Origin of the sequence: Cobetia sp. AM6 (genome assembly GCF_009617955.1) — a bacterium.
Classification (GTDB): domain Bacteria; phylum Pseudomonadota; class Gammaproteobacteria; order Pseudomonadales; family Halomonadaceae; genus Cobetia; species Cobetia amphilecti.
Genome location: NZ_AP021868.1, coordinates 1798344 through 1817822, shown reverse-complemented (window position 1 = coordinate 1817822; position 19479 = coordinate 1798344). Strand labels below are relative to the sequence as shown.

Genomic DNA, 19479 nt, shown 5'->3' with positions numbered 1-19479 from the left:
ACGCTCATTGCTCGGCAGTCATTACTCGACGGGCATTGCTTGAAGGTCATTACTCGACGGTCACTGCCAGACGATCTCTGTCTAACGATCACGTCGCGATAATCAGTCGCTACGCTTGTCTTCGGTGTTGGTTTCGAAGTCACTCGCCGAGTGGCGCTCGATCAACTGCTCCTGCGGCTCTCCCCAGAAACGATTGACCATGCGACCCCGCTTGACCGCCGGGCGTTCGGCAATCGACTTGGCCCAGCGCTGCACGTGCGTGTAGTCCTGCACGGAGAGGAACTCGGCAGCGTCATAGAGCTTGCCTTCGACAAGTGCGCCATACCAGGCGTAGATGGCGATATCCGCGATGCTGTATTCGTCACCGGCGATGTAGGCATTGTCGGCCAGCTGACGATCCAGCACGTCCAGTTGACGCTTGGTCTCCATCGCGAAGCGGTTGATCGGGTACTCGAGCTTTTCCGGGGCGTAAGCATAGAAGTGGCCAAAACCACCGCCCAGGTACGGCGCAGAGCCCATCTGCCAGAACAGCCAGTTCATGACTTCGACACGCTTGGCGGGGTCTTTGGGGATCAAGGCGCCGAACTTCTCGGCCAGATGCAGCAGGATGGAGCCGGATTCGAACACGCGAATCGGCGTCTCGCCGCTTCTGTCCATCAGCGCGGGAATCTTGGAATTGGGATTGATCGCGACGAAATCACTGCCGAACTGATCGCCCTCGCCGATACGGATCGGCCAGGCATCGTATTCGGCGCCGCTATGCCCGAGCGCCAGCAGCTCCTCGAACATGATGGTGGCCTTCACGCCGTTGGGTGTCGCCATGGAGTAAAGCTGGAAGGGATGCTCACCGACCGGCAGCTCCTTGTCATGCGTCGGGCCCGCGATCGGCCGATTGGTACTGGCGAACTTGCCGCCACTCTCGCTTTCCCATGTCCAGACCTTGGGTGGCTGATAACTGTCGCTCATACCCTTGACTCCTTGGCATCCTGTTGAAGCTTCAAGACTGAAGTTTCAAGACTTCGGTGACGTCAGACACGTCGGCTTGGTGCCGCTCTGACTCGGTAGACAAGTTATGAAGGTCAAGCGCTCGTGACACAAGGGGATGAAATGACAAGATTTTGTTGCTAGTATGCCACCAGTTTTTGGGGAGTAGCCCGCTCTCGTCACCCAACGAGAGTCTCGGATGTCAACATAGTCGGCAGGCATTGCCGTGGCACCGAGGACCCGCCTATCCGATCATGCCCGTGATCAGTCAGGACGAGGTTCGGCGAGACCAATGACAGTCAGACGCTTCCGGCCGGTGGTGTCTTTCTGTTATTGACTCGCAACCGGCCTGGAACATCCTGACTCATGCCTCTGCTACCGACATTTCTGCTCGCCTTCTCCATGTCCTGCGACGCCTTTGCTGCCGCCTTGTGCAAGGGAGCCGCCATACGTCGTCCCTCTCTGAAAGACGCCCTGCGTATCGGCCTCATCTTCGGGGTCATCGAAGCCATCACGCCCATGATCGGCTGGCTGATCGGTCGCTCACTGGCCGTCTACGTCGAACAGTGGGACCACTGGATCGCCTTCGCCCTGCTGCTGCTGCTCGGTCTGCACATGATTCATGAGGGGCTTTCCAAGGACGAGGAAGACGAGGACTGCACCACGCCGCAGTCGTTGCCCCGCCTGATGTTGACCGGCCTTTCCACCAGTATCGATGCCATGGCCGTGGGTGCCGGGCTTGCCTTTGCGGGCGTGAACATCGTCACCACTGCGCTGGCGATCGGCACCGCCACCTTCGTGATGGCCACCACCGGCGTGATGCTGGGCGGTGTGCTGGGCAAGATGGTCGGCAAGCGCGCGGAAATCATCGGTGGCCTGGTGCTGATCGGCATCGGCACGACCATCCTGCTGGATCACACCGGCTACCTGGGTTGATCCTCTGCTGAAAAGCGCCCCGAACGGCCCCGTGGCGGCCCCTGGCGATGAACGCACCCTCGTGTTGCGCCAAGGGGCCCTTGAAAACCCTGACAATGGCGTCATTCAAGGGGGACGCATGGCGTATCCTGTCGCTGGTCATTCAAGGCGCTTGATATCCAGACACGTGATATCCGCCGCCTGATCAGCTGTGACATGAAAGTCAACGCCGTGATCTTCCAAAGGGAGCCAGATTGCATGTATACACGCAAGCTTCATCCAGGCAGTGAATTCCCGGCCATCCAGGTCAAACGCAGCGACGGTGAGGCACTGACCCTCGGCAAGCCCCAGGGCGAACATGACTGGCAGCTGGTCGTGGTCTATCGCGGCAAGCATTGCCCGATCTGCACCAAGTTTCTCAACAAGCTGGAGAGCGATCGCGAGCGCTTCAGCGCCCAGGGCATCGATCTGGTCGCCGTGTCTGCCGATGATGAGCAGCAGCTCACGCAGCATCGCGAGTCGCTGGAGGTCAACTTCCCGCTCGCGTATGGGCTGACCCTCGAACAGATGCAATCGCTGGGACTGTTCATCTCGACGCCGCGCAGCGAAAAGGAAACCGATCACGACTTCCCGGAGCCTGCCTTCTTCATCGTCAATGGCGAAGGCAAGATCCAGATTCAGGAGATCGCCAACGCGCCCTTCGTGCGCCCTGATCTGGATACCCTCATAGGTGGCATCGAGTTCATCCGCAAGCCGGATAACGACTACCCGATTCGCGGCACCCGCGATTACGACTGAATCCTTCAGGGTTCACGCCGTCACACAGACGCCCCGCAGCCTCGTGCTGCGGGGCGTCTGTGTGTCTGGGCCTGTTGCTTGCCACCTGGCTTTCACCTTGCCCGCTTTGCGCTTCTGGCCTCTTTTCATGACGCCGCTGATAGGCGCTGAAAACAGGCCACGAAAAAACCACGAAAAAAATCTGATCCCGTGACATCCAGACGAGAAAGGCCAGCGTTATGAACAGTGCAAGGGAGACAACGACACACCTGCAACCGCTAGCTGAACCTTATCTGTCTACGGAGTCGTCAAGATGAAAACAATCGCCTGTATCTCTGGTATTTTCGCTGCCCTCGCATTGAGCCCGCTGGCTCAAGCCATGGAGGTTCCCGAGAGCGTCACGGTGCCAAAAGGCAATGAAGTCGCCATGGAAACCGTCGGTGTCGGCAAGATCAAATGGGCCTGCGAAGCCAAGGACGATGGCACCATGGGCTGGGTCTTCAAGGGTCCGGATGCCGCTCTGAATGATGCCGATGGCAAGCAGGTCGGCAAATACTATGGTCCGCCCGCCACCTGGGAGTCCATGGATGGCTCCAAGATCACCGGCACACAGCTGGCGGTTGAGCCCAACGGCAAGGGCAATATTCCGCTGCAGCTGGTCGAGGCCAATCCGGCCGAAGGTGAAGGGCATATGCAAGGCGTCACCTATGTTCAGCGCCTCAATACCCAGGGCGGTGCCGCACCTGACATGGCCTGCGATGAAGCTCACAAGGACAAGGTCGAAATCGTGATGTACCAGGCCGATTATCTGTTCTACAAGGCCATGTAATCTCAAGCCTTGAATAGAATGGATTCACCACTCGATGTCGTGTAACAAAGCGCATTGACACAGGGAAGGTGAGATCATGAAAAGCCCCGGCATGCACAGGCATGTCGGGGCTTTGTCGTCATCAATCCCGGCGGGGAAATAATGATTCAGCGTGGAGCTCAACCAGCAACGCGCAGGCGATAACAGAAGTGCTAACAGAGAAGATCAGGGAGGCCATCACGAAGACAGTCAGCCCCCCATTTCGGTGCAAAAGCCGTGAGTTTGTTTCCCCGGCCTGTGAACCGATCTCTAATCCAGCGAGCTGCCGTCAGACCAGCGCCAGCATTGTATAGGGCGCTTCACAGGAGTGGCGCTCATCGCGTTCATCCACGCTACCCAGCTCATGGTTGCGATCATTGTCATAGACCACGAACAGCCGTTCGCGATCCAGTACCGCAAGCCCCTCCGCCTTGTGCTCGAACTCCAGCACGCGACCATCCTCATGCGTCACCAGCGTCGGGGATTTGCCTGCATGGAAGTCGGCCAGCGACAGCACCCACAGATAGCCCCCGATCACCTCTTCACTGCCCTGCTCGGTCTCGAAGCTGGTTACCAGATAGAGGCGTGCGTGATAGGGGTCATATTCCAGGCTCGAAAGACCACACTCGTGATTCACGCCCTCATACTCGGCGGGATCAAACGCATAGACGTCGTGAAGGTCCTCGATGAACTCGATATTGTCGCTGTCGGTCATGGCATAGCGCGCCCCGATGACGCGTCGCACGTACGCGAAGTCATCATGCGAGTTGCCTTGTTCGCGCACCCCGAACAGGATCAGCCCATCACCCTTGTCACTCGGAACGACCGCCAGACCTTCGATCTTGTAGTACGGCTGGCCAATGGCCGCCTCCAACTTCTGACGAAATTCCAGTGAGCCCTCGACCCCGTCACGCGGGTCCGGGTCGACCACCTGCACCTTGCCCGGCTCACCCAGCGGCCAGATCAACAGGTGGTTGTAGGCATTCAGGGCATGGCTCTCGCTGTCGATACGATCAAACCCGGTGGTTGCCAACATGTGACGGCCATCGGTGGTCAGCGCGAAGTCTTCATACTTGACCGCCTGACGGATCAACGGCGTGGTCAGATACTCGAGCTGACTGTCATCGGGCCCTTGCGAATCCAGAGGCAAGGAGAAGACCGCCGAGCGTCCCTCGCCCGGAATCGGCTTGTCACTCGCCATCAACAGACGCTCGCCGTCATAGGCCACGGCGGAAATCTCGGCGTTCACCAGCTTGCCCTCCTCATCCTTCAAGCCGGCCGGAAAACAATGGATCGTGCCCTGTTGCGTGATACGTACCTTCGCCATGCATGGCTCCTTGAAATGAAACGTCATGATATTGGGACAGGCCATGCGGGATTGAGTTCGAGGCAATGCACGCCGCCTTGCGATAGCTGGGCCAGTGACAGGGGCATACCCAGAAACTGAGACAGAAGCAGAAAAGCGTCTGCCAGACACCACAACGCCCCGCGAGACTCCATCAGTCAGGAGTGTCGCAGGGCGCTGTGTGCATCAAGCCTCAAACGTCAGGGCACTGGCTTGCGTACAGGCTAGCGGTGTGCGGCTCACACTTCCCTGGCCGGCGCCGCCAGCACCGTCTCGTGATTGCCACCTCCAGCGGCTGCGGCCTGCTGTGTGTGAGTGCTCTGCTTGCGAGAGCTGCGCGCACGCCAGGTGATGGAGATGGCCAGCACCACCAGCATCGCCCAGGGGTAAGGCGTGAAGAAGGACGCCATGGCACTCGGCGCCGCGACGCCCGCCTCGGCGGCACTGGCAGCGATCACCTGCTGCCAGACGGCCACCGCGATATGCCAGGGCAGCAGGAAGAAGACCGTGCAGACGGCGCAGTCCATCAGGTTGGCACTGCGCTCCGGCGCGATCCCGAACTTCTCGGCCAGCTTGCGCACCAGCCCGGGGCCGACCAGCAACAGTGCCGGCGCATTGGCGGACAGCGGGATGGACGCCGCGACCGTCACCGCCACGATGCCTGTCTCGGCCCCCGTACGCGACGTGATCAAGCTGTCATTGGCCTTGTCGAGCAGACGACGCATCAGGCCGGCATCCAGAATCACCTGTGTCAGCGCCAGCACCATCAGGGCGAACAGCACGGCGCCGGTCACCGAGGCGATGCCATTCTCGATCAAGCCGGTGCTTTCACCGCGCTGTGCCGGCAGCGCAAAGATATCGTCCAGACTGATGGCGCCGATCACGAGAGCGCAGAGCATGGCGACCAGATTGCCGAAGAACATCGCTTCGATGATATGGCGACGCTTGAGGGCCAAGCCGACCACCACGGCCAGAGGCAACAGCATGACCAGGCCGAGCGCATTGCCTGATGCCAGCGCAGGCACCTCGGTCAGCGCCGTCTCGCTACCACCGGCCACCAGGAAGATCACCACGCAGATGGCCGCCGCGGACAGTGCCAGCGGCAGACGCGTGCGAATGACATCCGCGACCTGCGCCCCCTGGGTGAAGGACGACACGATGGTGGTATCCGAGACTGGCGACAGATTGTCACCGAAGGCAGCGCCCGAGAGCAGCGCCACCGCCAACATCGTCGGGTCCGCGCCCAGCATCACCCCAGCCGGATACAGCACGGGGCCAAGGCCGATGACAGTGCCCACGCTGGTACCCGTACCCAGCGAGAACACCATGCAGATGGCGAAGGCGAGCACCACGAAGACACCTCCGGTGGCGCCCATCGAGGCACCAATCCATTGCAGGCCATCGATGAGCCCACCAGCCATCATCAGCTTGCCGAAGACCCCGGCGAGCAGCCATAGGGCAATGATGGCGGTCGCGGTGTGGTTGCCCATGCCACGCAGCAGGCTCTCGCAGTAGGCCGAGCGGTCACGACACAGAAAGAGCCCGACCCCCATCGCCAGCCAGGCGCAGGCCCAGAAAGGCTGGGTGCCTGCACGCTCGAATACCGAGAGGTAGATCAGCCCCGCCACCAGCACCATCAGCGGCACCAGGGCGCCCACCACACCACCCCGAAACACCAGTTCCTTCGTGTCCTGTTGCTGCATATTCCTGTCCCTCACACGCGAGTCTTGTTATTGGAGTCATCCTTGCCTGGCGGGCCTGCACATGACGGCCCAGGCCCCAGCCAGACAGCCACAGGCTATGCGAGCCACTTGCGTGACGACCAATGCCAAAATCAGTGGCAAGCGATTACTTTTTCACATGACCAAGCAATCTCTCTGCCAAACATTAGAAAATCAGGAATTTCACATACTAAAGCGCTAACAAGCCAGTGATCTGTCAGGGTGCTGCCGCATCAATCAGCGTTGCCGCAAGGCAGTATTGGTGAGAGACAATATTGGCGGGAGAAAGTCTTGGAGAGAGACCATCCTGGCGAGAGGTATCAGCTGCGAAAGCTCGCTGAGCTGGGGCCTTGAGGCAGAACGCGGTTCAACACTCGCCCCTGCAAAGGCTTGCAGGGGCGCATGCGGACAAGTGAAACGCCGGAATGATGATCGTGGGTGAAGGCAGGACTGACGCCAGCGCCGCGCGGGAGCGCAGCTTGTGATCGGCAGATGCGCGATAAAGGGGCACGCATTGATCTTTTGCACCGATCCTCTACACCGACCCCCTGCACCATCTTCATGAATCGAAGAGTCAGCGCAGGAGCCCGGACACATGGCAGTTCACTTCATGCCGGGTGATCAGTGCAGCACGTTGCGGATGAAGCGCAGCATCCCGGTGCCCGTGTTTTGGTAGCGGTAGGCCTGATCACTGGGATAGACATGGAAATCCCCGGCGTGAATGACGATTTCCTCACGTTCCAGCGTAAGGGTCAGCTCGCCTTGCGTGACCACCAGCATCTCATGCCAACCGGCATCATCGGGCGCGGAGTCATAGTGCTCGCCGGGGGCGAGGGTCCAGTCCCATAACTCGACTTCCTGGGTCGCCGGCTTGCTGGCCAGCAGCACCGCGCGACTTTCGGGCGCCTGCCCGACCCACGCCACCTCATTGATGCGTGCCGAGTCTTCGCTTTCCGGGGGCTGCACCAGCGCGTAGAAGAGCACCCCAAGTGCCTCGGCGAGCTTGTCGAGCGTGCCGAGGCTGACATTGACGTCGCCCTTCTCGATGTTCACCAGCATGCGGCGGCTGATCTCGGCCTGATCCGCGAGTGCCTGCTGGCTCAGCTCGGCGGCCAGACGCAGACGGCGAACATTGGCCGCGACATGGACCAGAACATCGGGTCGATCTTTACTGTTGTGCAATATAGTGCGCATCCGTACAATCCCGCTGACGATGAGGGAAGCCGGCATCCCACTGGCCTCAAGCTCCCTTCCCTTGCTACCTCAATGTCCCTGAATCATGCCGCATGTGTTCTTGACTGACCATGCCCGTCATCCACTGGATCGCTCAAGGAGACTTCAATGTCCATTGCCGTCGCCGCCTCCTCTTCTCGTCTGTGGCCCGTCGCCATGCTGCTGGTTGCCATGTGCTCGATCCAGAGCGGTGCTTCGCTGGCCACTTCCCTGTTCCCGATGATCGGCGCGGCGGGCGCGACGGCGATTCGTCTGATCATCGCCTCGATTCTGCTGCTGGCCATTCTGCGCCCGTGGCGCAAGCCGGTGACGCGCAAGGCCTGGAAGTCCATCACCATCTACGGCGTGGCGCTGGGCGTGATGAACCTGCTGTTCTACCAGGCCCTCAAGACGGTACCGCTGGGCATCGCCGTGGCACTGGAATTCACCGGCCCGCTGGCCGTGGCGCTGCTGAGCTCGCGCCGCTGGATCGACCTTGGCTGGGTGGCACTGGCGATCACCGGGCTGGTACTGCTGCTGTTGCTGGGTGAGGACACCGCCGCGCCGATCGACCCCGTCGGTGCCGCCTTCGCCCTCGGCGCTGGCCTCTGCTGGGCGCTGTATATCCTGTTCGGCCAGAAGGCCGGCGCAGGCAATGGCACCCAGAGCGCGGCGCTGGGCATCACGATCGCGGCGGTGGTCGTCGCGCCCGTCGGCCTGATGGAGGCCGGCAGCGCCATGTTTTCGGTCGATATCCTGCCGTTGGCACTGGCCGTCGCGGTGCTCTCGACCGCGCTGCCCTACACCCTCGAGATGGTGGCCTTGCCGCGCCTGCCGACCCACACCTTCGGCACCCTGATGAGTCTGGAACCCGCCATCGGGGCGCTCTCCGGCCTGCTGTTCCTCGGTCAGACGCTGGGCATCTTCCAGTGGCTCGCCATCGGTCTGGTCATCGCCGCCTCGGTGGGCACGACGCTGACCGGTCGCAGCAAGGAAGTCTTCGATGGACCGGTGCCGGATTGAGGATGGCGCTGCCGCCCGCAGCTGAGCCGTTCAGATGTTCCGTTCAGCTGAACCGTGCAGACGTACCTCTCAGCTAAACCGTTCATGTACACCTTTCAGGAAGAACGGGACGGTGAACCAAGACGCAGCGTGGGATATCGTGTCTTTCTCTATCACGCTTTTCGAGACAGGAGACCGCCAGATGACATCGCCACGTTCCGCGTCTTCCTCACCCTCCGCTGCACGCTCCACCGCCCAGATGGTGGTGTGGTTCGGGTTGAGCTTCCTCACTGCCGCCATCGGCGCGCTGGCCTCGGTTGACGCGAAGACCTTCTATGCAAGCCTTACCCAACCGGCCTGGGCCCCGCCGGCGGGGGCCTTCGGGCCGGTGTGGACGGCGCTGTTCGTGATGATGGCGCTCGCCGCCTGGCGTGTCGCGCGCGATGGCTTGCATGCCAGCAATGGCTTCCGTTGGCGCCATCGTCTGGCGCTCGGGCTGTTCGTGGTGCAGCTGGTCGTCAACGGCCTGTGGAGCTGGCTGTTCTTCGCCTGGCATCTCGGTCAGGCGGCGTTCATCGACGTGCTGGTGCTGTGGACGCTGATCGCCGTCACCCTGATCGCCTTCTGGCGTATCAGTCGCCTGGCCGGGCTGTTGATGCTGCCCTATCTGGCGTGGGTGACGCTGGCCAGTGCGCTGACCTGGTCCGTCTGGCAAGCCAATCCGGCCCTGCTGGGCGGCTGAACCCTAAGCGACCGTCCTGACGGCAGATGAGCGGCCAGCACTCGGGCCCCGACGCCAGAACATCCCCCGCAGATACCAAACGCCAACGCCCGGCCGAGACTCCTGCAGAGTCTCGGCCGGGCGTTGGCGTATCAAGCGTCGTCTTTCTAGTGCAATTCTTGCTGTTGCGATGATGCCTTGCGGTCCTCTGGTGCCGCCGTGCGGGCAGGTGAGCGATCAGATCTCCTGACGCGCCTTCAAGCGACCTTCCTCTACTACCAGCACGCGATCCGCGACCTTGCGCAGCAGTGCCGCATCATGACTGACCAGCACCAGCGCCGTGCCCTGCTCGCGCACCATCTTCACCATGCAGGCGATCACCTCCTGCTGGACCAGCGGGTCGAGGCGTGAGGTCGGCTCATCGGCGAACACGAAGCGCGGCTTGATCAGCATCAGACGCAACAGCGCGAAACGCTGCAGCTCGCCACCCGAGACCTGTCCCGGCAGACGCGAGAGCAATTCCGGCGCCAGGCTCAGTTGCTCCATCAGCTGCGGCAGCTGGCTGTCGTCGAGACCATGGCGTGCGCTGAGATCCTTCAACAGCCGCCCCAGTGTCCGGCGTGGCGGGAAGGTCGCCACGGGGTCCTGGTAGAGCTTCTGATATTCCAGGCGTTCGGCATGCTGGACCACGCGTCCTGAATGCGGTGGCAACAGGCCGAGCAGTGCATCGCCCAGCGATGACTTGCCACAGCCTGAAGCGCCCTGGACGCCGATGATCTCACCGCCCTTCACGCTGAGTTCCACGTCACGCAGCAATGTGGTGTCCCCGCGCGCGATGGTCAGATTCTCGGCGCGGATGATGGTCTCGCCTGCCGCCTTGCCATCACGGCTTGCACTGTCGGCTGCCGGCTTGAAGGCGGCCTCCGGCCAGGCCTGCGGCGCGGCATTCACCAGGCGTCGGGTATAGGCATGTGTCGGCGCGGCCAGCACGTCACGCGTAGCGCCCTGCTCGATCACCTGCCCCCTGCGTACCACCATCAGCCGGCCACCGATCTGGTGCGCCAGCGCCATGTCATGGGTGATGACCATCAAACCAGCACGCGGTGTCTCGGCCAATGACTTGAGCAGCAGCTCGCCGATCTCGCTGACGCGGGCGGCGTCCAGCCCCTTGGTCGGCTCGTCGGCGATCAACAGCGGTGCGCCGCCGGCGCGGGCGGCCGCAAAGGCCACACGTTGCGCCATGCCACCGGACAGCTTGCCCGGCAGCTGCTCGCTGGCCGCGGCGACACCCAACTGCTCCAGATCACTGCGCGCGGCCGCGTGGGAGGCCTGTGCCGAACGCCCCGCGACCAGTCGATATGCCTCACCGACCTGACGAATCACCTTCATCAACGGGTCCAGCGCCAGCCAGGGCTCCTGGGGCAATACCGCCAGGCGGCGACCCCAGAGCGGGCGACGATTCTCTGGCGTATGCAGAGGATATGGCTCGCCGTCGAGCCACAGGCTGCCGGAGGCCACAAGCTCCGGGGGCAGCGTGCCCAGCAGTGCCTGAGCCAGCAGACTCTTGCCGGACCCCGTCTCACCGATCACCACCAGCGGCTCTCCCGCCTTGAGCGCAAGCGAGACAGGCTCCAGCAGCGCCGTCTGCGCGCCCTGGACCCGCACGCTCACATCCTCGGCACTTAGCACCACATCATCCGCCGTTGCCCCATCCCGCGTGTGAGAGGCTGGCGTGGTCATTGTCGCGACATTCATGGGCGCGCTCCTTCGAGGGTGTCCGCGGCGGTTGACGTTCTGGCCTTGCTGCCGGACATCAGCAACAGCCCCAGCAACAGCAGGAAGGTAACCAGCACCGGCGTCAGCAGCGCGAATGGCGCTTCACGCCAGTACGGCAACAGCTCGACCATCATGGTGCCCAGCTCCGGCGTGGGCTCCGGAATGCCGACATGCACGAAGCCCAGCGCGGCAATCGCCATCAGGGCGTTGGCCATGCCGAAGGCCATCGCCGTCATCATCACGGGTGCCATTTCCGGCCACAGGTGATGACGAAACCGGTACCAGGCCCCGAAGCCCAGCAGACGGCTGGCCTCCACACCGGGACTCGCCAGCACGCTGCGACCGGTGGCGCGAGCCAGGCGGAAGAATTCCACCCACAGCACCAGCGACAGACCCAACCACAATGCCAGCGGCGTCGACGGCAGGATGACGCTGACCATCAGCACCAGCAGCAGCCCCGGCAATGCCAGCAGGCTGTCTGCCACCAGGCTCAACAGGCGCTCGGCCCAACCACCGCGTCCCGCGGCCAGCAGGCCCAGCGAAATGCCCGAAAAAGCCGCCAGAATCACCGCCCCCGCGGCAATGGAAAGCGACAGCCCGAGCGCCGCCACCAGGCGGTGATAAAGGGAGCGCCCAAGGTGGTCATAGCCCAGCGGGGCGCTGGTGATCACCTCGCCGGCGTCAGAGACACCGACGGCATCCGCGCCCTGCAGTGCACGATAGAGATGCTGCTCCAGCGGGTCTCCCGGTATCACCAGATTGCCCAGCAAGGCCAGCAGCACCAGACTGGCGACCATCGCGGCCCCGATCACCCGGCGCAACGGCCAGTCAAGACGTGGACGACGCACGGCTTCCACGCGCTGCGGCGCAAGCCCTTCCACCACCTGATTCATTTCACACCCCGTGGGTCCAGTTGGCGACCCAGCAGATCGACCAGCAGATTGATCAAGACAAAGCCGACGCCCAGCACCAGGGCGGTGCCCTGCACCATCGGCACATCGCGCGAGAAGATGGCGTGCACCAGCGCATGGCCGATGCCCGGCCAGCCGAAGATGCTCTCGATCACCACCACACCCTCCACCAGGGTCACGAACTGCAGTCCCAGATAGGTCACCAGCGGCAAGGCCACATGGCGCAGGCCGTGACGCCAGAAGGTCTGGGCGTTGCTGAGGCCCTTCCAGCGCGCGAAATCATGAAAGGCCGTCTGGGTGACGGCGGCCATGGCATCACGTGCCAGGCGTGCCGATACCGCTGCCAGCCCGAGCGCCAGCGTCATCGCCGGCAGAATGAAGTGCTGCGGCTCACCGTGACCGGCGGCCGGCAGCAGGCCCATCTCCACCGAGATCAGCAGGATCAGCACCAGCGCCAGCAGGAACTGCGGCGTGGCACGCAGCAGACTGCAGACGGCCAGCAGGCTACGGTCCAGCCAGCCACCGGCACGCAGACCGGCCAGCAGCCCCAGCGGCGGGCCGATCAGCAGCGAGATGCCCAGCGCCGCGCCGGCGAGCGACAGGGAGTTGCCCAGCTGATGACGAATCTCCACCCACACCGATTCACCGGAAATCAGCGAGGTGCCAAGCTCCAGGCGCAGGATATCGCCCAGCCAGTAAAGGAAGTGCAAGCCGCCCTGTGCCTCGAGGCCCAGTTCGGCGCGTACCGAGGCCGCAGCGGCCGCATCCAGCGCATCATAGCCATAGCGGCCGGCCGCGATACGCCAGGCGGCATCGCCGGGCAGACTCTGCATCATCAGATAGCTGGCGCCGCCGACCATCAGCACCACCATCAATAGCTGCAACAGACGTGAAGGGAGATTCATTGTGCCCACCGCAATTCTGAAAGGCCGAAACTACGCTCCCAGGGATCTACCTGAGCGCTTTGCAGTCGATTGGAGATCGCCAGGTTCTGGTAGTACCAGGCGATGGGGATCACGGGCAGCGCCCGCTGGATCACGCCGCTGGCCTGGGCGCGCGGGTCCTGCCCTGCCGGTGTGGGCCCATAGCCCTCGCGTGCCATGCGCTCAAGCTCGGCGGTGAAGTCCGCATCGAACCAGCCCATCGCGCCCCAGTCGCCACCAGGGGCCTCGGGGGTTCCCGCGTAATCGCTCAGCACGTTGCCGATGGGGTCCGGCACCATGGCCAGATTGCGCGCGAACAGCGCCATGTCGAGGCTGCCGTCATGATGGCCGGCCGGAATCGCCGAGAAGTTGGTGATATCCAGACGTGTCTGGATGCCGATGGCGTGGAACTGGCGCTCCAGCACCGTGGCGACCAGCGGCAGCTCCGGACGGTCCGAGAAGGTGATCAGGCTGATCGCGAGGCGCTGGCCATCCTTGTGGCGGATACCCTCCTCGCCGACGGTCCAACCTGCGGCGTCCAGCAGTGCACGCGCCTCGGCGACGTCCTGATGCAGCTCGGGCAGTGCGGGGTCATGCCAGCCTTCCACCATCGGCGGGAACAGCTGGCTGGCGCCACGCGGATAGCGCAGCACGACCTGAGCGATGGCGGTGCGATCGATCGCCAGACTCAATGCACGCCGTACAGCGGGGTCCTGAAAGGCCGGATGATTGGCGTTGACCTTCAACAGCATCGTGCGCGGCGTCGCGGCCGCTGCCAGAGTCACACGCGGCGACTGGGAGAGACGCTGGCGACTGGCGGGGTCCAGCCCATAGGTGAAGTCGGCATCTCCGCTCTCGGCGATCAATGCCCTGCCCTCGGCGCGGCTCACCGCCTGATAGCGCGCCTGGCGCACCTCGGGCTGCGGGCCCCAGTAGTCCTCGAAGGCGGTGACTTCCAGGCTCAAGGGCGGCGTCATGCGCAGCATGCGATAGGGGCCGGTGCCGATGACCTGCTGGGCGGTGCCCGTCTCATCGAAGGCTGCCGGCGCGAGTATCTGCTGGCGATAATCGGCCAGATAGGCGGGCAATGCGGCGAAGGGCTCGCTGAGGGCAATCACCAGCGTCTGGGCATCTTCGGCGACGATCCGCTCGACCGGCACCGACTTCAACAGACCCGGCTTGGCACTTGCGATCTCGAGCACCTGACGCGCCACCTCGGCATCCAGCTGGCTGCCATCATGGAACTGTACGCCGGAGCGGAGCGTGAAGCGCCACTCCAGGCCGTCATCCGAGACCTCCCAATCGGTCGCCAATCCCGGCTGCAGCTCTCCCGTGGCATCCACCTCGACCAGTGTCTCGACGATCTGCATGCGCTGGAAAAGAATGCCGCTGAGCAGCGGGTCCGCCCCCTTAATGTCGAAGGGCGCGACAATCTCCAGACGTCGTGTGTCAGCCGCCGACGCTTGCGCCGCTGAGGCATCTTGCGCATGGCTGGGCTGCACCACGGCCAGGCTCAGCGCGACGCTGGCGACGGCCAGCTGCCTGCGATCGTGAAGGAAGGTTCGGTATTGCCACCGAAGCCTTGAGAGCAATTTGACCATCGATATCGCGAGTCCCGAGCAAGAGCATGGATGCCGACGCGCAACCGGCGCCGACGAACAAAAACGCAATGTTATAGTGTAACTATTACGTTTTGGCAACTCTCGACTCACCTTCTACGACTGGGCAAAGCTGGACGGGCACTTGAGGGGCACTTGAGGGGCGCTTGAAAGGTGCAGGACAAGCACTGGACAGGCATTCACTTGTCAGCGGCAACCCAACATCCGATGATAGATGGCAAACTACATTAGTATGCGCTAACCGACTGGTCCGCTATTCTGGACGAATGGTCATCAGTCCGCGCATCTGTGCCCCTACCCTCAACAATAAGCGACAGGATCATGGATGATCTCAGCATTACCCCTATCAGCGATTCGGCTTGCAGCAGCTATCTGAGCGCCGCGGCTCGGCGACTGTGCTGCGGCAACATGCTCGCGACCTACAAACGGCATGGCATGAGCTGGGACGAGGAGTTGTTCAGCGAGCGCTGGCAGGACAACGAGAACTACGCGATACGTATCAATGGCGAATGGGTCGGCTTCATCAGCCTCAAGGCCCTGCCGGACATCCTGTATCTGCGCGACCTGCAACTGGTGCCACATTGGCAAGGCCGTGGCGTCGGCTCCGCCTGCCTGAACTGGTTGATCCAGCTGGCAACGCAACAGGAGTACGGCCAGTCGCTGATGAAAGACCGCGCCTCCGAGCTCTCCCCGGGCGCTCAGCCCTGCCCGCGCGCGCTGCGCCTGAGAGTCTTCTCCAACAGCCCGGCATTGGCGCTCTACCAGCGCCACGGCTTCACCCTGGTCAATGAGCAGTGCACCCCGACGCGCAGTGGCAGCATCATGGCACTGGAAAGACCCCTCGCCTTCCAGACAGCGCCGACGCTTGCCCCGCGGAGTGATCACGCGCCCCTGCCCCCGGTAGGCAATGCCTCTCTCGACACGATCATCGATGACCTTACCGAGGAAGAGGCCTTGACGATCACCGCCAAGCGCAAGCGACAGTCCCCTCCGGCCGCGCGGAACATCGCGCATCATTAGGCGATTTCCCGTGCGCGATTTCCGCCAGATACGACAATGCCCGGTCATAGGACCGGGCATTGTCGTTCAGGGCTCATTCACCATCAGGGGTGAGATTTTACTGCGCTGATGGCTGATGGGCTCCTCCTCAGCGGGCGAGGAAGTCCAGGATATAGCGCACGGTATCCTGCGGCTTTTCATCCGTCACCCAGTGACCGGCATCCTTCACCCAGATCAGCTCGGCACCCGGAATGGCATCTGCCAGCATCGGGGCGTAATCCGGCTTTTGGAAGTTGTCCTTGTCGCCCCACAGCACCAGAGTCTTGATCTCGATATTCTTGAGCTCACCGGCGATGGCCTGGGTGTATTCCTTGTTGAGACGACGCATGTTGCGGAAGAAAGCCGCCTTGCCTTGCTCGCTGTTCCACTGGGACACATAGCGCTCGACCATCTCTTCGGTCGCGACGGCCGGATCATGCACACCACTGGGCATGAAGCCGCGCATGGTGCTGATGAATTCCTCGACGCTGGTCGCTTCCTCGACGCCCGGCTCCAGCAGCTGCTTGAACTCCGGAATCGGCCAGGAATCGAAGCATACGCTGTCGATCAGTACTTGACGGCGAACACGCTCGGGATGATTGACGGCCATCAGCTGACCGATACCTCCGCCGATATCATGCGAGACGACATCCGCACTCGCCACACCCAGTGAATCCATCAGCTTGATGAAGATGCGTGTCTGGGCATTGATGGAAACGTCAGCATCCACCGGCATGTCCGACTCGCCATAGTTGAGCATGTCCGGTGCGATGACACGATAATGCCTGGCCAATTCCGGCATCACATCACGCCACATCAGCTTGTTGGTCGGAATACCGTGAATCAACAACAGCGGCTGACCTTCACCCATTTCCTTGTAGGCAATGCGGTGACCTTCGATCATCGCATAACGGGTTTCCAGGGCTTCCATTGTCACGTTGTCGTGGCTCATTGCTGACCTCTTCGCTTGATGAATACTCAATCACGGCCTGGCGAAACAGTGCTATATCGCGGTGATGCCGTGAACGTGGGACCACCTTACGGATTCCTGAGCGATCACTCAAGCACGATTTTGATTGATTGCTCAAAATACGCTTTAATGGCCCCATCAAATTCAAGGGAAACGCCCATGGCCCGTGTCATCAACCGCAGTCTGCTCGATCTTCGTCGCCTGACCATCAACCTGGTGACCTACCCCGAAGGCCACAGCGTGATGCGCCACAACGACCCGATGGGCAGCGGCAGCTACTACAAGCTCAATATCGTGCTCAAGAAGCCCCGCCGGGGCGGTGTCTTCGAGACCGATGGCAGCCTCTTTCGCCTCGCGGACCGCGTGGTGCTGTTTCGCCCCGACCTTCACGAACACAGCGTCAGCCGCATCGAGCGCGGCAAACGCGTGCTGCTGAGCATCGCCTTGCACGCGCCCTGGCGCTGACCCGCAATGGGACTGCGCAAAAGAACCTGAGGCAAAAGCGAATAATGAAACAGATAGCGGGTAGCGCCAAGTGACAAAAAAACGCCAGTCAGCAATTGCTGACTGGCGTTTTTTCCCACCTGAATCCAGGCCAGGAACGACGTGCTCGACAATGTGCTGCCTTGGCTATTCCATCCGGTCCAGCCCGACGCGATAACGGGCAAAGCCCATCTCGTCCTGATCCACCAACGTCATCGGGTAGACCGCCTGGGCATCAATGAACTGCTGCGCATCCTCGCCGGGGGCGGTGGTGAAGCGAATGTCCAGCGGGGTATCGGTGTCGATCGCGGCCAGCCGCCAGTTGTGATCCGCCGCGGGGTCCACCGCGCCCTGCTGCTGTGTCTGGCGCGAGATGTACTGGGCCAGAATGCTGCGATTTTCATCCGGTGACGCGAAAGCGATATGCGACTCTCCGGTGCCGGGGAAGTCCTCGCCGTAGGCGCGATAGTTGTTGGTCGCGAGCAGGAAGACCTCGTCGTCCTTGACCGGCTCGCCCTGGTAGGCGAGTCCCTGAATACGGTGGGCATCGGCGTCGATCAGCGCGCAATTGCCGTCGTAACGCGCCGGCTGCGTGACATCCACCTGATAGTCGACGCCATCGATCACGTCGAAGTTGTAGCTGCGGAAACCTTCCCAGTTGATCAAGGGCTGGGGCGTGGCGAGATCCGGATCAATGCGATGGAACTGGCCGGCGCTGCACTCGAGCCATTCCCGCACTTCCCTGCCGGTGACCTTGAGCGCCACCAGCGTATTCGGATAGAGATAGAGATCGGCGGCATTGCGGAAGCTCAGCTCGCCCGCCTCCATCTCGGTGAACTGGGTCGGATCATTGTGACGGCCGCCGACCTTGAACGGCGCGGCTGCCGAGAGAATCGGCAAGCCTTCCAGGTCCGGGTCGCCTTCGACGAAGCGTTTGACGTAATCGGCCTGGGCGCGATTGACGACCTGGATCGTCGGGTCGTCCTGCACCAGCGCCAGATAGCTCTTCATCGCCGCACTGGCGCGGCCGATGCTGCGATTGACGTACTCGCGCGTGGCGTCGTGCTCATGATCGATCAGCGCCGCCAGTTCGGCATCTTCCGCCACCTGTGCCTCGCCGCCCACCTGAATCGGGCGGGCTTCTGTCTGACCGCTCACGACCCGCCACTGGCCCGAGGCATTGCTCAGTTCGAGATCCATCACGCCCACATGGCTGCCCCAATGCCCCGGCATCATCGCCGGCACGCCATTCAGGGTGCCCCTGGCGATATCGGCCCCCGGTACCTCGGCGAATTCCTCGCTGGGGAAGACGGCATGGGCATGCCCGAAGGCAATGCCATCGATGCCCTCGACCTGCGAGAGGTAATACACCGAATTCTCGGCCATCACCCGATAAGGGTCGGTCGAGATGCCGGAGTGCGGGATGGCGATCACCACATCCGCGCCCGCCCGGCGCATCTCGGGTACCCAGCGCCTGGCGCTCTCGGTGATGTCCTCGGCCGTCAGGCGGCCCTGGAGGTGCTTGCGGTCCCAGGTCATCACCTGCGGCGGCGCGAAGCCGATATAGCCGATCTTCAATGTCTGAGCGTTGCCCTCACTGTCGGTGAAGGCATGGGGGGTGATCTGGTAGGGCGTGAAGTACGGCTCGCCTGTCGTGGCGTCCAGCAGGTTGGCGTTCACATAGGGGAACTGCGCGCCGGACAGCGCCCGTTCGAGATACTCGAGCCCGTAATTGAATTCATGATTGCCGATATTGCCGACATCGTAATCCAATTGATTCATGACCTTGTAGGCCGGGAAGACATCGCCCTCCTCGAGACCCTCCGCCGCCATGTAATCGCCCATCGGGCTGCCCTGGATGAGGTCGCCATTGTCCAGCAGCACGCTGTTGGCCACCTCGGCACGCGCCTGCTTGATCAGACTCGCCGCGCGGACCAGACCGATGCGCACGCTGGGACGGTCCTTGTAATAGTCGTAATCCATCACGTTGGCGTGGATGTCGGTGGTCTCGATCACGCGCAGTGACAGCGTCGCGGCATTGGCTGGCTGAGCGATCATGAAGATACCTCCGAGACTGGCCAGGCCAAGGATGGCTGCCCGCAAAGGCGGCTTGCGCCGACGTCCGGGGTGCTGCGCAACACCTGGCGCGTCAGACGCCCGTTGATCTTCGCTAGCCGATGAAGCATTCGCCATCTCTCACTTCCTTGTCATGGGGGGATGTGCCAGTGCCCCTTG

The 19479-nt window shown here is 62.4% G+C and carries 17 protein-coding genes; 7 read left to right on the top strand and 10 right to left on the bottom strand.

What is annotated here, in order from left to right; all coding sequences use genetic code 11:
• Window positions 1-102: 102 nt before the first annotated feature.
• A complete protein-coding gene (gene yghU / locus CLAM6_RS07785) occupies window positions 103-966 on the bottom strand; it encodes a glutathione-dependent disulfide-bond oxidoreductase (protein ID WP_153635652.1) in 864 nt (287 codons plus the stop codon).
• 384 nt (window positions 967-1350) lie between these two features.
• Between yghU and CLAM6_RS07780 the strand changes: the two genes are divergently transcribed.
• From CLAM6_RS07780 to CLAM6_RS07770, 3 genes are all read left to right on the top strand, one after another.
• Window positions 1351-1920, top strand: coding sequence for a manganese efflux pump MntP (locus CLAM6_RS07780; RefSeq protein ID WP_153635651.1), 570 nt, complete (start codon window positions 1351-1353; stop codon window positions 1918-1920).
• Window positions 1921-2157: 237 nt separating this feature from the next.
• Window positions 2158-2697: a redoxin domain-containing protein gene (locus CLAM6_RS07775; RefSeq protein WP_153635650.1), complete on the top strand. Its 540-nt coding sequence runs from the start codon at window positions 2158-2160 to the stop codon at window positions 2695-2697.
• Between the two features lie 292 nt (window positions 2698-2989).
• Entirely contained in the window at window positions 2990-3505 is a 516-nt protein-coding gene (locus CLAM6_RS07770) for a DUF3455 domain-containing protein (protein ID WP_054556016.1), read from the top strand.
• Between the two features lie 307 nt (window positions 3506-3812).
• Here the strand turns inward: CLAM6_RS07770 and CLAM6_RS07765 are convergent, their stop codons facing one another.
• The 3 genes from CLAM6_RS07765 to CLAM6_RS07755 form a co-directional block, all read right to left on the bottom strand.
• Window positions 3813-4850, bottom strand: coding sequence for a hypothetical protein (locus CLAM6_RS07765; RefSeq protein ID WP_153635649.1), 1038 nt, complete (start codon window positions 4848-4850; stop codon window positions 3813-3815).
• Between the two features lie 257 nt (window positions 4851-5107).
• Entirely contained in the window at window positions 5108-6571 is a 1464-nt protein-coding gene (locus CLAM6_RS07760) for a Na+/H+ antiporter NhaC family protein (protein ID WP_153635648.1), read from the bottom strand.
• Between the two features lie 639 nt (window positions 6572-7210).
• On the bottom strand, window positions 7211-7783 hold the full coding sequence (locus tag CLAM6_RS07755) for a helix-turn-helix domain-containing protein (RefSeq protein WP_153635647.1): 573 nt from the start codon (window positions 7781-7783) through the stop codon (window positions 7211-7213).
• 147 nt (window positions 7784-7930) lie between these two features.
• On the opposite strand from CLAM6_RS07755, the gene rhtA reads away from it, so the two are divergent.
• Window positions 7931-8824, top strand: coding sequence for a threonine/homoserine exporter RhtA (gene rhtA, locus CLAM6_RS07750; RefSeq protein ID WP_153635646.1), 894 nt, complete (start codon window positions 7931-7933; stop codon window positions 8822-8824).
• Between the two features lie 181 nt (window positions 8825-9005).
• On the top strand, window positions 9006-9545 hold the full coding sequence (locus CLAM6_RS07745) for a TspO/MBR family protein (RefSeq protein WP_240548752.1): 540 nt from the start codon (window positions 9006-9008) through the stop codon (window positions 9543-9545).
• 216 nt (window positions 9546-9761) lie between these two features.
• Here the strand turns inward: CLAM6_RS07745 and CLAM6_RS07740 are convergent, their stop codons facing one another.
• Genes CLAM6_RS07740 through CLAM6_RS07725 form a run of 4 tightly spaced genes read right to left on the bottom strand, consistent with a single transcriptional unit; the run spans window position 9762 to window position 14735 of the window.
• Window positions 9762-11279: an ABC transporter ATP-binding protein gene (locus CLAM6_RS07740; protein ID WP_242007776.1), complete on the bottom strand. Its 1518-nt coding sequence runs from the start codon at window positions 11277-11279 to the stop codon at window positions 9762-9764.
• The gene (locus tag CLAM6_RS07735) at window positions 11276-12193 is read right to left on the bottom strand and encodes an ABC transporter permease (RefSeq protein WP_197738734.1); all 918 of its coding nucleotides are present in this window, start codon (window positions 12191-12193) and stop codon (window positions 11276-11278) included. Before CLAM6_RS07735 ends, CLAM6_RS07740 begins: the two co-directional genes overlap by 4 nt.
• Window positions 12190-13116: an ABC transporter permease gene (locus CLAM6_RS07730; protein ID WP_054556011.1), complete on the bottom strand. Its 927-nt coding sequence runs from the start codon at window positions 13114-13116 to the stop codon at window positions 12190-12192. The genes CLAM6_RS07735 and CLAM6_RS07730 overlap by 4 nt, the downstream gene beginning before the upstream one ends.
• A complete protein-coding gene (locus tag CLAM6_RS07725; protein ID WP_064503250.1) occupies window positions 13113-14735 on the bottom strand; it encodes an ABC transporter substrate-binding protein in 1623 nt (540 codons plus the stop codon). Before CLAM6_RS07725 ends, CLAM6_RS07730 begins: the two co-directional genes overlap by 4 nt.
• A gap of 339 nt (window positions 14736-15074) precedes the next feature.
• Between CLAM6_RS07725 and CLAM6_RS07720 the strand changes: the two genes are divergently transcribed.
• On the top strand, window positions 15075-15773 hold the full coding sequence (locus CLAM6_RS07720; protein ID WP_153635645.1) for a GNAT family N-acetyltransferase: 699 nt from the start codon (window positions 15075-15077) through the stop codon (window positions 15771-15773).
• Between the two features lie 127 nt (window positions 15774-15900).
• Here CLAM6_RS07720 and CLAM6_RS07715 read toward each other — a convergent pair whose 3' ends face one another.
• A complete protein-coding gene (locus tag CLAM6_RS07715; protein WP_225996418.1) occupies window positions 15901-16743 on the bottom strand; it encodes an alpha/beta fold hydrolase in 843 nt (280 codons plus the stop codon).
• A 177-nt stretch (window positions 16744-16920) separates the two neighbouring features.
• On the opposite strand from CLAM6_RS07715, the gene CLAM6_RS07710 reads away from it, so the two are divergent.
• Window positions 16921-17226, top strand: a complete 306-nt coding sequence (locus CLAM6_RS07710) for a hypothetical protein (protein ID WP_043332791.1) — start codon at window positions 16921-16923, stop codon at window positions 17224-17226.
• A 165-nt stretch (window positions 17227-17391) separates the two neighbouring features.
• On the opposite strand, the gene CLAM6_RS07705 is transcribed toward CLAM6_RS07710, so the two are convergent.
• Window positions 17392-19302 carry a bifunctional 2',3'-cyclic-nucleotide 2'-phosphodiesterase/3'-nucleotidase gene (locus CLAM6_RS07705; protein ID WP_197738733.1) on the bottom strand — a complete coding sequence of 637 codons (1911 nt, stop codon included), beginning with the start codon at window positions 19300-19302 and terminating at the stop codon, window positions 17392-17394.
• Window positions 19303-19479 lie beyond the last annotated feature (177 nt).

Bases quoted from the DNA above. Each gene is read 5' to 3' on its own strand.
- yghU (WP_153635652.1), bottom strand. From the start codon at position 966: ATGAGCGACAGTTATCAGCCACCCAAGGTCTGGACATGGGAAAGCGAG.
- CLAM6_RS07780 (WP_153635651.1), top strand. From the start codon at position 1,351: ATGCCTCTGCTACCGACATTTCTGCTCGCCTTCTCCATGTCCTGCGAC.
- CLAM6_RS07775 (WP_153635650.1), top strand. From the start codon at position 2,158: ATGTATACACGCAAGCTTCATCCAGGCAGTGAATTCCCGGCCATCCAG.
- CLAM6_RS07770 (WP_054556016.1), top strand. From the start codon at position 2,990: ATGAAAACAATCGCCTGTATCTCTGGTATTTTCGCTGCCCTCGCATTG.
- CLAM6_RS07765 (WP_153635649.1), bottom strand. From the start codon at position 4,850: ATGGCGAAGGTACGTATCACGCAACAGGGCACGATCCATTGTTTTCCG.
- CLAM6_RS07760 (WP_153635648.1), bottom strand. From the start codon at position 6,571: ATGCAGCAACAGGACACGAAGGAACTGGTGTTTCGGGGTGGTGTGGTG.
- CLAM6_RS07755 (WP_153635647.1), bottom strand. From the start codon at position 7,783: ATGCGCACTATATTGCACAACAGTAAAGATCGACCCGATGTTCTGGTC.
- rhtA (WP_153635646.1), top strand. From the start codon at position 7,931: ATGTCCATTGCCGTCGCCGCCTCCTCTTCTCGTCTGTGGCCCGTCGCC.
- CLAM6_RS07745 (WP_240548752.1), top strand. From the start codon at position 9,006: ATGACATCGCCACGTTCCGCGTCTTCCTCACCCTCCGCTGCACGCTCC.
- CLAM6_RS07740 (WP_242007776.1), bottom strand. From the start codon at position 11,279: ATGAATGTCGCGACAATGACCACGCCAGCCTCTCACACGCGGGATGGG.
- CLAM6_RS07735 (WP_197738734.1), bottom strand. From the start codon at position 12,193: ATGAATCAGGTGGTGGAAGGGCTTGCGCCGCAGCGCGTGGAAGCCGTG.
- CLAM6_RS07730 (WP_054556011.1), bottom strand. From the start codon at position 13,116: ATGAATCTCCCTTCACGTCTGTTGCAGCTATTGATGGTGGTGCTGATG.
- CLAM6_RS07725 (WP_064503250.1), bottom strand. From the start codon at position 14,735: ATGGTCAAATTGCTCTCAAGGCTTCGGTGGCAATACCGAACCTTCCTT.
- CLAM6_RS07720 (WP_153635645.1), top strand. From the start codon at position 15,075: ATGGATGATCTCAGCATTACCCCTATCAGCGATTCGGCTTGCAGCAGC.
- CLAM6_RS07715 (WP_225996418.1), bottom strand. From the start codon at position 16,743: ATGAGCCACGACAACGTGACAATGGAAGCCCTGGAAACCCGTTATGCG.
- CLAM6_RS07710 (WP_043332791.1), top strand. From the start codon at position 16,921: ATGGCCCGTGTCATCAACCGCAGTCTGCTCGATCTTCGTCGCCTGACC.
- CLAM6_RS07705 (WP_197738733.1), bottom strand. From the start codon at position 19,302: ATGATCGCTCAGCCAGCCAATGCCGCGACGCTGTCACTGCGCGTGATC.